Consider the following 16,555-nt stretch of genomic DNA (forward strand, 5'->3'; position numbering starts at 1 on the left):
TAATATAAAATTATATTATATCTTATATTATAAATATAGTAAAGATAAGAATTTAATTCTATTCTAAACTTGTTTAATGTCTTATTTGCAGACCTCACACATACGTAGTATGATAAAATGTCTTAGTTATGCAGGGTAGTGAACCTCATTTTGTTACGATATATAATAATTTAAAATGTCAGTTCAAACCGACCTATGAACTGGTTATCAGAGTGTATCAGCGCCTCTCATTGTGATTGATAACGAACTTTTTTTGAACTTTAAATGTTGCTTTCTTACTTTCTTTTACGTTATCATGGAAACTTGTTGATATTTACAAAACTATGACAATTGCATCCCTGTTTTCATTAGTATGCTTCGATTACTTTCCTTTCTGCCTTCCATGCCGTATATTGCCAGCCTAAAGGTTTCAGAGATATGCAATTGGGTCTTAAGCAATACCGTTTGCTGGCATTAGCACTGCTTTGCACGGGTTATCATGTACACGCACAGCAGAAGAAAATAGCTGCACTAGATTCGCAGAAGAAAATAACTGCGGAACACAAACCAGTAGAATATGTAGATCCTTATATAGGATCAGGTGGACACGGACACGTCTTTGTAGGAGCCAGTGTCCCTTTTGGCGCCGTACAGGCAGGGCCTGTCAACATTGTGAAGGGATGGGACTGGTGTTCCGGTTACCACTACTCGGACAGCGTAGTGATCGGCTTCCCTCAAACTCACCTGAGTGGTACCGGTATCGGCGACCTGGGGGATGTATTGATCATGCCTTACACAGGTAAGATCAGGACTAACCACGGTACCCAGGAAGATCCTACCTCCGGTTATGGTTCACACTATTCCCATGCACATGAGAAGGCTGCTCCAGGTTATTACTCCGTCATGCTGGATGATTATAAGATTAAAGTGGAACTCACTGCTTCTGAGCGTGTTGGATTCCATAAATACACTTTCCCACAAGGTCAGGAAGGGCATATCATCATCGACCTGAAAGAAGGTATCGGCTGGGATGCTCCGGTGGAAACCTATATCACTAAAAAAGATGCGTTTACACTGGTAGGCTATCGCTATTCCAAAGGATGGGCAGTTGACCAGCGCCTGTGGTTCGCTATCAAAAGCAATGTTCCCCTGAAGGAATTTGCAGTATTTGAAGGCGACGCCCGGCAACAGGGTAAAGAATTAAAAGGCGTAAAAGTAAAAGGAGTGATCTCCTTTGATAAAGCCCCTGCACAGGTATTACTGAAGGTAGGTATCTCTCCGGTAAGCAGTGAAAATGCACTGGCTAACATCAATGCGGAAATACCGGGATGGGATTTTGCCGCTACTGCTGCTACTGCTGCTAATAAATGGAATACAGAGTTATCTAAAATAAAAGTGGAAACAAAAGACGAGAACACGAAGAAGATCTTCTACTCCGCTTTTTACCACACAATGATAGCGCCTGTACTATTTAATGATCATAACGGCGCTTACCGCGGCACAGACAAAAAAGTATATCCAAACCCCAGCTTCGATAACTACTCCGTATTCTCTTTATGGGATATCTATCGTTCCGATGCTCCTTTATATACACTTACACAGCCCGAAAGAGTAAACAGTTTTGTAAACTCTATGGTGACCATCTTCAAACAACAGGGCAAACTGCCTATATGGCCGTTAATGGGCAGCGAAACCAACTGTATGGTGGGCTACAGCGCAGCTCCTGTAATTGCGGATGCTTACCTGAAAGGCTTTAAAGGATTCAACGCCAATGCTGCTTTTGAGGCCATGAAGACTTCTGCCATGCGCGATGATCTGGGCATGAAAGACATTAAAGCGAAAGGATACATTCCTGCTGATAAAGAATACGAATCCGTTTCCAAAGCAATGGAATATGCGGTGGACGACTGGTGCATTGCTGCTATGGCAAAGAAACTGGGCCGTAACGAAGACTTTAAGTATTTCTCAAAACGCGCCGGTTACTACAAGAACTATTTCGACAGCAACATCAAATTTGTTCGTCCGAAATTAGATGATGGTAGCTGGAAAATACCTTATGATCCTTTCAACTCTATTCACGAGAAAGGTGACTTTACAGAAGGTAATGGATGGCAATACACCTGGCTGGTGCCACAGGACGTAGAAGGACTGATCAACCTGATGGGCGGGGATGATGCTTTCACCAAAAAGCTGGACAGCCTCTTTGTGGCTACAGGTAGCATGGGTGCACAGGCATCTAATGATATCTCTGGTCTGATAGGTATGTATGCACATGGTAATGAACCAAGTCATCACGTTACTTATATGTACGCTTACTCCGGTAACCAGTGGAAAACGGCTGAAAAAGTAAGACAGGTCATGAAGGAGTTCTATACTGCTACACCGGAAGGACTGGCTGGTAATGAAGACTGTGGCGCTATGTCTTCCTGGTTTGTATTCTCTTCTCTGGGCTTTTATCCGGTGAATCCTGCCAAAGGCATTTATGTATTTGGTAGTCCGCTGTTTGATAAAGCCAGTATGAAAGTACAGGGTGGTAAAACATTCACCGTGGAAACAGTCAGCAACAGCGCCAGTAACATCTATATCCAGAGTGTTACGCTCAATGGCAAACCTTATAACTACAGTTATATCAAACATGAAGATATACTGAAAGGCGGCGTACTGAGATTGACGATGGGTAGCACACCCAATCATAACTTTGGTAAACTGACAGAGAACAGACCGGATTCAAAATACTGATATTAAAGAGGGGCTTCGGCCCCTTTTTTTTTATTTCCAAAATCCTGAACTATGGCAAGGATCAGCAGTGGTATTCTATTATACAGGAAAAAGCAATCAGCATTGGAAGTACTTTTAGTACATCCCGGCGGACCATTCTTTGCCCGTAAGGATGAAGGCAGCTGGACGATCCCCAAAGGGGAATTAATGGAAAATGAAGACCCTTTGCAGGCTGCTGTCAGGGAGTTTGAAGAAGAAACAGGGTATAAGCCTGCGGGAGATTTTATCCCCCTCAATGCCGTTAAACAGAAAGGAGGGAAGATCGTACAGTGCTGGGCTGTGGAAGGGGACCTGGATGCCTCAGCGATTGTTAGTAACACTTTTGAAATGGAATGGCCTATACGTTCCGGTAAAATGAAATCATTTCCTGAGGTAGACAGGGCTTCCTGGTTTGAACTGCCTGTAGCCCGGCAAAAGATCAATGAGCGCCAGGTTGATTTTATAGAGCAGTTAACCGCCTTAATTCATAGTTAAAGCATTGATCATAAGTATCCGGATAAATAAAGATGGAAAACTCTTTTATTTATTTATTTATGCTTTACCTTTGTCTTCAAATATTATATTTCATGTTCTCAAAAACCTGCGAATATGCCATCAGGGCAGTCATCTTCATTGCTCAGAAATCAAGGGACGGGGCCAGGGTGGGAATAAAGGAAATAGCGAAAGGAATAGATTCGCCGGAACACTTTATTGCCAAGATCCTGCAGGACCTGGGTCGTGAAGGACTGGTATTATCTCAAAAAGGCCCATCAGGTGGGTTTTATCTTGATAAAAGATCACTTAATTTTTCACTGGCAGATGTGGTAAAAGTGGTAGATGGAGATAAGATCTTTACAGGCTGCGGACTTGGATTGAAACAATGTTCCGAATCCATGCCCTGCCCATTACATCACGAATTTCTGAAAATAAGGAACAGCATTTCTGTAATGCTTGAATCTACTAAACTGGGAGAGTTTAACGAGCAACTGGAAGCGTCGCTTGTGTTTCTCAAACGATAGCATATAAGTTTAGAGTGATAATAGTACGGTATAAAAAAGCCGGTCCCAATTGAAGGAACCGGCTTTTTTTCATTGATCACATTATCTCTTCTCTTTCAGCGACCACCCGGTTTTCAATCCTATTATAAACACCACAAGCAGAAACTCTCCGGTTGCCAGTATGATATCTCCCGGAACACGCAGCCAGCGTAGTGTCTGCATAGTGTCTGTATGCATGAATTCTGCAGACCTTGCATACCAGTAGCCATGTTGTATAGAGGCAATCGCCTGTAAAATTCCCATCGGTAACATACTGATAGTGACCATTACCAGCAGCCCTATATTAATTAGCCAGAAAGCAGTACCTATCAGTTTGTCGTTCCAGTGTCTTTCCGGATATAATCCGTGTAATACAAACAACATCAGTCCTATGCCCAGGATACCATATACCCCGAATAAAGCCGTATGGCCGTGTACCGCCGTTGTATTTAATCCCTGTATATAATACAGCGCAATAGGCGGATTGATAGCAAATCCAAAGATACCTGCGCCTAAGAAATTCCAGAAACACATGGCAATGAAACAATAGATAGGCCATTTATATGCTTTGATCCACAGCGTAGATCTGCTGAGAGTATAGTTATGGTAAGCTTCGTACCCTATCAGTACCAGCGGTACAATTTCAAGTGCGCTGAAGGTGGCGCCCAGGGCCAGTACGGCAATAGGCGTAGCGCTGAAATAGATATGATGGAAGGTACCTAAAATACCCCCTGCCAGGAATATGATAGTAGAGAACAATACCGCTACTGTTGCATGACGGATATGCAGCAATCCCAGGCGGCAGAACAGGAAAGCAGCTACTACGGTCGCAAATACTTCAAAGAACCCTTCTACCCACAGATGCACTACCCACCAGCGCCAGTATTCTGCAATTACCAGGTGTGTCTGTCTGCCATACATCAACCCCGCAGCATAGAATACGGCAATGGCAATAGATGCTATCACAAACAAGGTGAGCAGGTGACGGCTTTCATCGCGTTTACGCAATGCCGGTAGTAAGGCGCGTAACATCAGTATCAGCCATATCACTAATCCGGCAAGTAACAATATCTGCCATACCCTGCCTAATTCTATATATTCATAACCCTGATGCCCCCACAGGAAATTATCTACTAATCCTAATTTCTGCATCACCCCTAACCATTGCCCTATCAACGAACCAACTACCACTATCACCAGTGCAATGAATAATATATTCACACCTGCTTTCTGAAACTTAGGTTCGTAACCGGAAACTGCGGGCGCAATATATAATCCCGTAGCCAGCCATGACGTGGCAATCCAGAAGATGGCCAGTTGTACATGCCAGCTGCGTGAAACGGATGCTGGCAGGAATTTATCCAGCGGGAATCCGTAAAAGGCATTGCCTTCCACACCATAGTGTGCGGTAATGACGCCTGCCAGCATCTGTACGATAATAAGCGCGCTCACGATCCAGAAGTATTTCAGTGTAGCCTTCATGGATGGAGTCGCTTTTTCGTTGCGCAAAGGATCTTCCAATGGTAATACTACCGGTACTTCATCTTTGTTATGTGCATGGTGCAGGATAAGTAAGCCTACGCAAGCAAGCAACAATAATATGCTGAAGCCAGACCATAAGTGCAGGGCAGCAGGAGGGATGTTACCTACTATTGCATCTCCCGGCCAGTTGTTGGTGTAAGTGGCTTTACTGCCCGGACGTTCTGTGATACATACCCAGGTGGTCCATGCCAGGAATGCATTCATTTTACGCATACGCTCTGTATCTTTTACAGTGTTAAAAGGAATAGCGTACTGATTACGTAATGTATTGAATGCGGTATCTGTCATAAACAGACCTTCGTAATAAACAGAAAGCTGTTGGAATGCTTTGACACGTGGTGCGGAAAAGACAATCTGGTTTCGCAATGTGTCAAAGGTGTTTGTCCGGATGGAGGTTTTCAGACGTTCTCCATACATAGCCTGTTGGTCTGCGGGAAGCTGGCTGTATGTTTTTCCGTCCATAGCCGCCAGTTCAGAGAGCATGATGTTCGCTTCCCTATGCAGGTAATCGGCTGTCCAGTCGGGCGCAATGTAGCTGCCATGGCCCCAGATACTGCCAACTGTTTGTCCGCCGATAGACTGCCATACATTTTGTCCGTCTTTAATATCCTGCCCGGTAAAAAGTACTTCTCCTTTATCGGAGACTACCTTTTCCGGTATAGGAGGAAGGTTATGGTAAATATCATTTCCATAAAATAGCAATACAGCAAAGGATGCTATCATTACAATAGCAAGGCTGATCCAAAGTTTTCTCGGTGTCATGTAGTTCAGTTAAAAATATTCAATGATTGTATGCAGGATTTCGAAAGAGAGATGCCGGCTTTTGCCAGCAGAAGGAATTTGTTTATTTCACAGCATACCTGCCCGGTGTGAACGGAACGTTCCATCGGATGGCGATGCATAGCGCTTTTCTCATGATCTGAACGCGGTTATTTTGTGTAAGAATGTAGCAGCAATGGTTTCTGCTCTCTTCTTTGTTTGTTCCGTTACAGGGCCTTCAAAACGTTCATTCAACGTATCATTAAAGTGGCGTAACCAGGCATTGAAATGGAGCGAGTCAATAGGCAGGGGAAGATGTTTGGGTAAAGGTTGCCCTGTATATTCACGTACACCGAAAATGGCCATGTTCCAGAAGCTGTACATGTTGCCGAGGTGGTGGGCCCAGTCGTCTCCCAGTTGCGAAAGGAAGATAGGTCCCAGCAGATTATCTTCACGGACTTTACCGTAAAATGTATCTACCATCCATTTGATATCTTCTATCCCTTCTATGTCTTTCATTGTAATAATATTATATTAAGACCTTTTTATCTTCTATTATTTCAAAAGAAAACCCTGTTACCAGGGCCTTACGACACAAAGATAATAAATAAAAGATAAAAACATCCTTTATTTATCAGTTCTCAGATTTATGCCTGATCTTTTCTTCTTCCAGGTCCAGCAGTTCTTCATATCTTCTTATCACATCTTCATCTGTTCCTTCTTTTTTATTCAGTTCACTCAAAAATGTACGCTGATGTTCAAGCAGCGTTAAATAGATCTCTGAAAAATCATCCTGATCAGATTTTACCTCAGGGTCCAGTATAGACATCTCCCTTTCAAAACGGGTTTGCAGCATTTGCAGGGAAGGGTTGGTCAGTAATTTATCATGATATTGTTCCCGCAGATATGCCAGGCTATGCTTGGCCAGTTTCTTTTTTACAAGTAAATACTGTTCATCGGCAGGTGTATATTGGTCCAGGTCTTCCATATTAATCCATTTGATCACCCAGGGCAAAGTAAGCCCCTGCACCAGCAGGGTAAGGAGGATGACCATGAAAGTGATGAAGAGGATGAGATTACGCTGCGGGAATGCCGTTCCATTGCTTATAAAGTCAGGTATAGACAAGGCTGCGGCCAGGGATACCACTCCCCGCATGCCAGCCCATCCGAGTATAAGCGGACCTTTCCATCCCGGTCTGCTGTCGGCCGTAGTAATGTAACGGCTGATAAATACCGTGAATACAGAGGCGCCGAGTGTGCAGAGTATCCTGGTAACGATCAGCACAAATGTGATAAACAAACCATAACCAATCGCTTTCTGTAAGCTCACAGGCCCTAACTGATCAACAATCATAGGCAACTGCAACCCTATCAGCATAAATACCAGTCCGTTCAGCACAAAGCCTATCATAGACCATACATTCGATCCCCGCAGACGGCTACGGAAATTGAAGATGGTCTGACTGCGGCTGGAAAGGAACAATGCCCCGCTTACAACAGACAGTACACCGGAGAAATGGAAGTTTTCTGCCGCAATATACATCACGTAAGGAGCGGTAAGGGTTAATACGATATCCATATTAGGACTGGTAGGTAACCAGCGCAGTACTGCATAATAAATCAGCCCTACAATGAGGCCGGTCCCAATACCCATCACAATCACCTCTACAAAACTAATAGCTGCTTCGTGGAAAATGAACTGACCGGTACTTACCGCTATCAGCGCGAAACGAAAGACGATTAAACTGGATGCATCATTTAACAGGCTTTCTCCTTCAATGATAGCAGAGAGCCTTCTGGGTACTTTCACATATTTCAGGATAGAAGTAGCGGATACTGCATCAGGAGGAGAAACGATAGCCCCCAGTAAAAAGCCCAGGGCCAGTGTAAAACCGGGAATGATCCTGCTGGATATAAAAGCAATTACAAAAGAAGTGAGGATCACAATCAGAAAGGCGAAACTGGAGATGACCCGCCGCCACTTCCAGAACTCTTTCCACGAGGTGTACCATGCCGCTTCATAAAGAAGGGGTGGCAGGAACATCACAAGGATCATTTCCGGGTTGATATTAATGGCAGGTATTGCATGGGTAATGCTTAGTACCAATCCACCAACTACAAGTACAATAGGGTATGCAATTTTAAGTTTATCAGCTACCATTACCAGGAACAAAATGATAATGATGAGTATGATGTATTGAATAAAGATAGCGAGCATGCAAGATTTTGATTAATAAGGCCAGAAGTAGTAAGATAAAGAAATTACAGCAATCCTGCCCCCCGGGTTTTTTATAAAGGTCTTTAGGACACTTTTTATTTTTGATCAGATTCTAAATTTATTTTCGGGTGCAAAAATACAATTCCTCTATCGGCTTTATGTTGCAAAATTCAACCATAGAATTATGAAATTCAAACAATTGCTAAAACGAGTAAGCCTCGCGCCCTGTTTGGGTATGATAAAATAGTATTATATTGCGTGTAATTAATATTAGTTATTGCAAAATAATAATATAAATAACAAATTGTTAGCAGAATCATTAACTGGTAATTAACAGTTTGAATGAACGGATGTATGTAGCTTCATGCAATAGATTGCAGAGATTCCAACGTTATCCTGTTATATGGAAAACGGAAACCTCCAAAATTCAGCAATAAAATGAATCACGAGCGTATTTACCAGTTGTTATTACAAAAGCGCAACGGAACTATCAGTGGACCAGACGATGAATATGTTACCGGGCTTATTAATGTTCATGAAGATATAGAACTGATGTGGAAAGCGATTAAACACAGTCCATCTATCCAGGGTGAAGAAAGGTTCTGGCATGAGATGAATACGGACGCTGCCTGGCAACTGGTAGAGGAGAAGCTGCAGCCACGCCCCAGAAGGATGTGGTGGTCCGGCGGGTGGTTAATAGCGGCCCTTGTGACTGGTGTTGTTGGCACAGGACTTATCTTTGTATGGCAGGCAATTCATACGGAGAACCCACGGCCAAAAGAACTGGCAGTAGCGGAAACAACAGAGAAACCAGGATTACAATTGAAACTGGCAAACGGGCAAACGGTCATGCTGCCTTATAATCAGACTAATCAGCAACTTTCTGCCGGAAATGTAAAATTGAGCGCAGGATCTAAGAAATTACAATACACAGGAACAGGAGAAGGATTTAATACGTTGGTAGTCCCGCCAAAGATGGATTATAAACTAGTGTTGTCCGACGGAACTGAAGTATGGCTGAACGCTACTTCCAGGCTCCGTTTCCCCTTTACTTTCAGTGGAGACAAGAGAGAAGTATACCTGGAAGGAGAAGCCTTCTTTACAGTAGCTAAAAATGCTACTCAGACATTCATCGTACACACAGAGAAATCGGATATACAGGTACTCGGTACAACCTTTAACGTTAGTGCCTATAAAGATGCTGTGATGAGCACTTCGCTGGTAAGCGGAGCGGTGGTTTCAAAGACCGGCAAAACAGAAGTTATTTTAAAACCGGGAGAGGAAGCTGTACTGGCAGGCGAAAAGTTTGATGTGCGTAAGTTTGATGAGGACGAAGTACTGGCCTGGATGCGTGGGATCTATATCTTCCATAATACTTCCCTGCAGGATATAGGTGGAGTGATAGGTCGCTGGTATGGTGTGAAAGTAGTGTTTGATAATCCGGAAATCGCAGGTAAGAAATTCACCGGTGGATTAGAGAAACTGCAGAATCTTGATTACTTCCTGGAAACATTACAGATAGTGGGAAATGTGCAGCATTCTTATGATAAACAAGGCGTATTGCATTTTAAATAGTTCTGAAGGCTCCATAAGGAGCCTTTTTCATTAGAACGCTTCTCCCAGGTTGAGCTTTATCGCACTATACCCCTTACTCATGCCATAATCAATACAGATATTGGTATTCGACCCTTTATTAAATTTAATCCTAAGACCCGTTCCAATAGCAGGATTCCATGTTGTGAACATAGATCCTGAGCCACTTACCGTATTTATATTTGCAAACAAAACAAAACCGAATAGTCCGTTATCCGTAATGTCTTTCCTGTATTCACTTTCCAGGTAAAGTAATCTTGTGCCACGGTAACGGTTCTGATCTATCCCCCTTCCCGATCTGTTACCCGGGTCCCAGCCTATACTTGGTAAATTAAGATAAGGTGCATTGCTGCGTAATGAGGTCCAGTAGTAACCCCAGAATGCCAAACTATTCTGCCTGCTTGTCCTTATGGCATCTAAAGAGACATATTTCCTGGCATCGAGGTATAATGACTGCCAGTTACTGTTGCTTCCAAGGAACCTGGGGTTAAAACGGTACACAACGTTAGCATAAGCGCCAGGTAATGGATTGATGGAATTATTACGGGTATCGTATAATAGGTTGATGGTTAAGCCGGATGAAAAAGATCTTCCGTCTGTTCCATAAGGATAATTTGTGAAGGCTTTCAGATTCACGGCAGTATCGATACTTTTTACATTGGAGTAGTAATCCATGTTATAACCACCACCGGCATACAGGTAGGACCTGATACGTTTAAGGGCGCTCTGGTATAGACGCATATACCTGTAATCTACTAAGGTCCGGTCGTTGTAATCATGACTGGTACCCAGTCCCCAGGTATATTGCGGATATACCAGCAGCCTTGTGTCTCCCTGTATGATCCATGAATTGTCAGGCATCCATATGCTTGTTCGCAATGGCAGGCCAAATCGTCCTTTAAAATTGAGGTAAGGCGTAAATGTAACGCTGGAAATATTAGTAGTGTTGTGTGGACCTAAGTAGATACCTGCAGTAGTACTGGTGACTAATGCATATCCGCTTCCACCTGGTACACTACCGCTGATAGGCAGGATAGAGAAATACACTCTTTTATCTTCCAGTCTTCTTTTTTTTGCTGGTTTGATTTTAAAGAGGCTTTTAGCAACGTCTACCAGGTCTTTTTGCCCTGATGTATCCGGTATTATATCCTTTTTGGGGATTAAGTTAGACGCATCCTGCGCAAACAATATGCATGGGAACAATAATAAAAGTGTGAATATGATTTTTAGCATGCAATCTGGCAGGTGATTATCTGAAGTTATCCGCATTATCTCTTAACTCAAATCAAATACTATACCATTAGGTTTTTGGGCCGGGAAGACACCGGGGCTTTTATTTTTGAGAAATAATTCCCGAAAACGATTATTTTTATAACAACAGGAGGGTTCACATCAACCAAAAAGGAAATATGGAAGCAGTAAAGCCATCAATGACTGCTTTATATAAAGCACCACCACAGGAAGAGCTATGGAATAACTTCCGGAATGGAAACCGGGACGCATTTGCCATGATCTATCAGGAGCATGTAGATGACCTGTACCATTATGGTGTGCATTTCTGTGGAGATGGAGAACAGGTAAGAGACTGCTTACAGGAACTTTTCCACGATCTGTGGCAGACCCGGGAACACCTGGCAGACCAGCTCCAGAATATCCGTTATTACCTGCTTAGCAGCCTTAGAAGGCGCTTACTCCGTGCCCTGGAGAAAGACCGCCGCCACCGCGCTCAGACTTCCGAAATACCCTTCGACTTTGAACTGATCCCCCCCAGGGAACATTTCATCATACAGGACGAAAAACAACAGGAACAACAACAGCAACTCTATGCCGCCCTGGCCGCATTACCCCGCCGCCAGAGAGAAGCTATCTATCTGAGGTTCTTCCATGAACTCTCTTACCAGGAAGTAGCCGACCTGATGTCCATGAAAGTAGACTCCGTATATAATATTATCTCCAAAGCCATTGGTGTTCTTAAAAAGATGCTCCCTGTCACCGTATTATTACTGCTTTTCAGTCCCGGAAAATAATTTTTCAAAAAAACGATGAGATTTCCTTATTTCCGGTCTCTTTATATAAAAGAGACAGTTTGCAGCAGTACCATATATATACAGCACGCGATTTTGCACTGGATGAAGACTTCCAGCAATGGGTACTTAAACCGGATGTAAAGAACAACTACCAATGGGAAACCTGGCTCAAACAACATCCTGAGAAACAAAAAGTGGTGGATGATGCCATCATACTGGTGAAATCCGTCAGATTCAGAGATTACCAGCTATCTGGTGAGCAAAAAGACCAGCTCTGGGATGCCATCTGGGATGATATCGCTACAGATGAACTGCCTGTACAGACTATGCCTCAGAAAAGCCGTTTACACAGGCTGTTTTCGTGGAAATACGCTGCGGCAGCATTACTGGCCATATTACTGGGAACGCTCTGGATAACGCACGAAAACAAGCAATTCCAGGCGCTTACACTAAGCACCTCGGCAGCTCCCGGAGAAACGAAAAGACTGCTGCTGCCAGATAGTTCAGAGGTCGTTCTGAATGCAGGGTCGAGACTGGTATACGCACAAAAAAATGCACTGCTAAGAGAAGTATGGCTGGACGGTGAAGCCTGGTTCCATGTCCATCATACGAAAGGAAATACAAAATTCATTGTACATACGTACGACCGGCTATCTGTGGAAGTATTGGGCACACAATTCAATGTCAGCAACTTTGGAAATAAAATAGCTGTGACACTGCAGCAGGGAAGTATCAGACTACATATTACAGAACAGCAAAGCCAGCATGAAACACAACTATACCTGCAACCCGGTGAAATGCTCCGCTATAATAAACAGGATGGAGAATATACTAAAAGCAGAACAGACGTAACGAAAATAGTAGCATGGACACACGGGCAACTGATGATGGACGAATATACTGTAGCCGATGCCATTCAATTTATGCAACAGGTGTTTGATAAACAGGTGTCTGTAAAAGATACCAAGATGCTGCGCTACCGGGTTTCCGGTTCAATGCCCATCGTATATAATGCAGATACCATGCTGATCCAGTTTGAAAAGGCCTTTGGCGTGCATTTTTATAAACATTAATCTGAACCACGTAGGGAAACGGATACCCTAAATTTTTATTAACCAAAATCTGAATTGCACATGAATAAACATTTACGTGTGCTGCTGTTGCATGCTATTGCATTAAGTGGCCTGTCGCCTTGTGCTATTGCTATACCTGCATCTGTACTACATCCACAGGAACAGCAGGAAGAAGTATTATTAAAACAGTTATTCCGGCAAACGGAAGTGAAATTCGGTGTTTCTATTGCATATAAAAGTGAACTGGTGAAAGACCAGAAGGCAAAAGTAGATCTTGCTGCCTGTAAATCACCGGAAGAAGTGCTGGATAAAGTATTAGCCCCCTTCAACCTTTCTTATCAGAAAGTGCGGGAACATTTTTATCTCATCATCGCAAAAGAAGTCACACATACTTCCGCTTCAGACGCTGTACAACGGCCTGTACACGGGAAGGTGACAGACGCTAAAGGCGCTGCCCTGCCAGGTGTTACGGTTCGTGTAAAAGGTACTGCTACAGGCGCTGTTACAGCGCCGGACGGTACCTATACACTCAACATCCCGGGTACTGGTAATGATGTGCTGGAAATCTCCTTTGTAGGATATGAAACCAAGTCGGTAACAGTCGGTAGTCAGTCTGAAATAAATATCACACTGACAGAGAATACCAGTACTCTGAATGAAGTGATCGTTACCGGTTACACCACTCAGCGCAAAAAAGACCTCACTGGTGCAGTAACTGTCATCGACATAGGGGAAATGGTGAAACAGCCATCCGGACAAGTAACCAGCCAGTTACAGGGACAGGCATCAGGCGTTACCGTTATAGGCTCCGGTCAGCCCGGACAGGAACCAGTAGTACGTATCCGCGGTGTAAATACCTTTGATAATAATACACCCCTGTACGTAGTGGACGGCGTACCTACCCAGAGTATCAACGACCTGAACCCGAATGATGTGGCGTCCATGCAGGTATTGAAAGATGCCGGCGCGGCGTCTATATATGGTTCCCGCGCTTCCAACGGGGTGATCATCATCACCACCAAAAGAGGGACCGGCAAAGTAAAAGTAAAATACGATGCATTTTATGGCCGTCAGTATCCTAAAGGCGGCAATGCCTTTCATACATTGAACTCCCAGGAAATGGCGAACCTGCGCTGGCTGTCTTATAAAAACACCGGTACTCCATTGAGCGATACCCTGTATGGCAATGGCGCTACACCAAGATTACCGGATTACCTGCAACCTGTAGGGTTGATGGAAGGTGATCCCCGCGTGAATCCCGATCTCTATTATGTAAATCCGAATTATACAGACCAGAACGATTATAACAGTTTTTATTATATCACCAGGGCTAATAAGACAGGGACCGACTGGTTCCATGAAATCTTTAAGCCTGCGAACATGACCAGTCATAACCTGTCTGTAAGTGGCGGTAGTGACAGGGGCAATTATCTCTTCTCTCTGAACTATTACAACCAGCAGGGAACTTTAACGAATACCTATCTGAAAAGATATATTATCCGCTCTAACAGTCAGTTCAATCTCTCTAAGAACATTAGAGTAGGCGAGAACCTGTCTTTCTCTGTTACAGATAACCCAGTGGTAGACTTACTCACCGCCAGCGGGGCGGTGGGTATGGCTATCAGAGAACAACCCATTATCCCCGTATATGATATCAAAGGCAACTTTGGTGGTTCAAACGGGATAGGACTGGGAGATGCAATGAACCCGGTGGCTATGCAGTACCGTACCCGTAATGACAGGGGACAGGTAAACCGCGTATTCGGTAATATCTATGCGGATGTAGACCTGCTGGAACACTTTACCCTGCATTCCAGTTTTGGTGGTGAAGTAAACTCAGGCTGGCGGCATAATTTCACCTATCCTCAATACGAGAATAAAGAAAATGCCGGCGTAAACTCTTATACAGAGACGACCGATTTTGCGCACAACTGGACATGGACCAATACCCTGAATTATCATAATACCTTTAGTAAAGTACATAACCTGAATGTGCTGGTAGGAACAGAAGCGTATGATGAACGTACCCGTGAACAGATAGGTACTACCCAGGATTTTTTCTCCTTCGATCCTGATTACGTAGATAACGGCACAGGTGCAGGCGGACAAACGATCAGGTCTACACGTTATTCTGCCGGTCTGTTATCCCTGATAGCAAGAGTAGATTACAGCTTTAATGATAAATACCTGATCAGTGGTACACTACGCCGCGATGGTTCATCCAAGTTCGGCGCTAATAACCGTTATGGATTATTCCCCGCAGCAAGCGCAGGATGGCGTATTTCACAGGAAGCATTCCTGAAAGATGTACGCTGGCTGACAGACTTGAAAATCCGTGGAGGCTGGGGCATCATGGGGAACCAGTTGAGCCTTACTCCGGGTAACGCCTTCACATTATATGGCGGTAATAAGAATACTTCCTATTATGATTTACAGGGCACCAATAACAGCGTTTTACTGGGCTTCCAGCAGGTACAGATCGGTAATCCTGATGCTAAATGGGAGAGCGATATCAATACCAACATTGGTGTGGACGCAACCCTGTTTGGTGGTAAACTGGAAGTATCTGCGGATTATTTCCAGAAGAACATCAAAGACCTGTTATATAACAGTGAATTACCCGGCACCTATGGTACAGCGCCCGCGCCTTATTCCAATGTGGCTAACATGAAGAACCAGGGTGTTGACCTTACCATTACCTCGCATACAGACATCACCAAAGACCTGAAATTTGATGCAACGGTAACACTCACCACCTTCAAAAACAGGATCGTTAAAATAGCAAAAGGAGTGGATTATTTCGATAGCCAGGCACGTAACTTCAGTGAAAGTATTATCCGTAATGCTGTCGGACAGCCTATTTCCAGCTTTTACGGTTATAAGATCACCGGTTTCTGGAATAGCCAGGATGAAGTGGACAAAGCAGACCAGGAAGCTCAGACGAAAACCAATGATCCCGGTGCTACCTTCCAGGAAGCTGCCGCTCCGGGGCGTTTCAGATACGCAGACCTGAACCATGATGGTGTTATCAATTCAGACGACCGTACCTTCCTGGGTAATCCAAATCCCAAGGTATCTTATGGTATCAACCTGGGACTTACCTACAAACAATTCGACTTCAGCATGTTCCTTTTTGGGGTACATGGTAACCAGATCTGGAACCAGGTAAGATGGTGGACAGACTTCGCCTCTTCTTTCGACGGAGCTAAAAGCAAAACAGCGCTCTATGATTCCTGGCTGCCGGACCGTACCAACGCTAAAGCGCCCATACAGGAAGGAGAAGGTTCTTTCAGTACCAACAGCGTACCCAACTCTTATTATGTAGAAAGCGGTGCTTACCTGCGTTGTAAGAATGTGCAGTTGGGATATACTTTCCCTCAGCAGTTTGGCAACAGGATACATATAGAAAGACTGAGAATTTATGTACAGGCGGCCAACCTTTTCACTATTACCAAATACAGCGGGATAGATCCTGAAATAGGGGGAAGTGATGTAAGGAGTTTTGGGATTGATGAAGGTACTTATCCCAGTCAGCGCCAGTTCCTGGCAGGTTTAAATCTTACGTTCTGA

11 protein-coding genes are annotated in these 16,555 nt (G+C 43.9%); 7 read left to right on the top strand and 4 right to left on the bottom strand.

The window, feature by feature from the left end; translation table 11 throughout:
* Window positions 1-417 precede the first annotated feature (417 nt).
* The 3 genes from GO495_RS27645 (at window position 418) to GO495_RS27655 (ending at window position 3,755) form a co-directional block, all read left to right on the top strand.
* A complete protein-coding gene (locus GO495_RS27645) occupies window positions 418-2,718 on the top strand; it encodes a GH92 family glycosyl hydrolase (RefSeq protein ID WP_157303189.1) in 2,301 nt (766 codons plus the stop codon).
* 51 nt (window positions 2,719-2,769) lie between these two features.
* Window positions 2,770-3,231: an NUDIX hydrolase gene (locus tag GO495_RS27650; RefSeq protein ID WP_157303190.1), complete on the top strand. Its 462-nt coding sequence runs from the start codon at window positions 2,770-2,772 to the stop codon at window positions 3,229-3,231.
* 92 nt (window positions 3,232-3,323) lie between these two features.
* Window positions 3,324-3,755: an RrF2 family transcriptional regulator gene (locus tag GO495_RS27655; protein WP_157303191.1), complete on the top strand. Its 432-nt coding sequence runs from the start codon at window positions 3,324-3,326 to the stop codon at window positions 3,753-3,755.
* An 81-nt stretch (window positions 3,756-3,836) separates the two neighbouring features.
* On the opposite strand, the gene GO495_RS27660 is transcribed toward GO495_RS27655, so the two are convergent.
* The 3 genes from GO495_RS27660 to GO495_RS27670 form a co-directional block, all read right to left on the bottom strand.
* The gene (locus GO495_RS27660) at window positions 3,837-6,077 is read right to left on the bottom strand and encodes a nitric-oxide reductase large subunit (protein ID WP_157303192.1); all 2,241 of its coding nucleotides are present in this window, start codon (window positions 6,075-6,077) and stop codon (window positions 3,837-3,839) included.
* 150 nt (window positions 6,078-6,227) lie between these two features.
* On the bottom strand, window positions 6,228-6,593 hold the full coding sequence (locus GO495_RS27665) for a group III truncated hemoglobin (RefSeq protein ID WP_157303193.1): 366 nt from the start codon (window positions 6,591-6,593) through the stop codon (window positions 6,228-6,230).
* Between the two features lie 115 nt (window positions 6,594-6,708).
* On the bottom strand, window positions 6,709-8,292 hold the full coding sequence (locus tag GO495_RS27670; RefSeq protein ID WP_157303194.1) for a Na+/H+ antiporter: 1,584 nt from the start codon (window positions 8,290-8,292) through the stop codon (window positions 6,709-6,711).
* Window positions 8,293-8,730: 438 nt separating this feature from the next.
* On the opposite strand from GO495_RS27670, the gene GO495_RS27675 reads away from it, so the two are divergent.
* Entirely contained in the window at window positions 8,731-9,867 is a 1,137-nt protein-coding gene (locus GO495_RS27675) for a FecR family protein (RefSeq protein ID WP_157303195.1), read from the top strand.
* A 30-nt stretch (window positions 9,868-9,897) separates the two neighbouring features.
* Here the strand turns inward: GO495_RS27675 and GO495_RS27680 are convergent, their stop codons facing one another.
* A complete protein-coding gene (locus tag GO495_RS27680) occupies window positions 9,898-11,118 on the bottom strand; it encodes a BamA/TamA family outer membrane protein (RefSeq protein WP_157303196.1) in 1,221 nt (406 codons plus the stop codon).
* Window positions 11,119-11,294: 176 nt separating this feature from the next.
* On the opposite strand from GO495_RS27680, the gene GO495_RS27685 reads away from it, so the two are divergent.
* The 3 genes from GO495_RS27685 to GO495_RS27695 are packed head-to-tail and all read left to right on the top strand — an operon-like array spanning window position 11,295 to window position 16,555.
* Complete coding sequence (locus GO495_RS27685) at window positions 11,295-11,912, top strand: RNA polymerase sigma factor (protein ID WP_157303197.1); 618 nt, start codon at window positions 11,295-11,297, stop codon at window positions 11,910-11,912.
* A gap of 59 nt (window positions 11,913-11,971) precedes the next feature.
* Window positions 11,972-12,985 (top strand): FecR family protein, encoded by a 1,014-nt coding sequence (locus GO495_RS27690; RefSeq protein WP_157303198.1) that lies wholly within the window; start codon window positions 11,972-11,974, stop codon window positions 12,983-12,985.
* A 60-nt stretch (window positions 12,986-13,045) separates the two neighbouring features.
* Window positions 13,046-16,555, top strand: a complete 3,510-nt coding sequence (locus GO495_RS27695; RefSeq protein WP_157303199.1) for a SusC/RagA family TonB-linked outer membrane protein — start codon at window positions 13,046-13,048, stop codon at window positions 16,553-16,555.

The organism is Chitinophaga oryziterrae (genome assembly GCF_009758125.1).
Classification (GTDB): Bacteria; Bacteroidota; Bacteroidia; order Chitinophagales; family Chitinophagaceae; genus Chitinophaga; species Chitinophaga oryziterrae.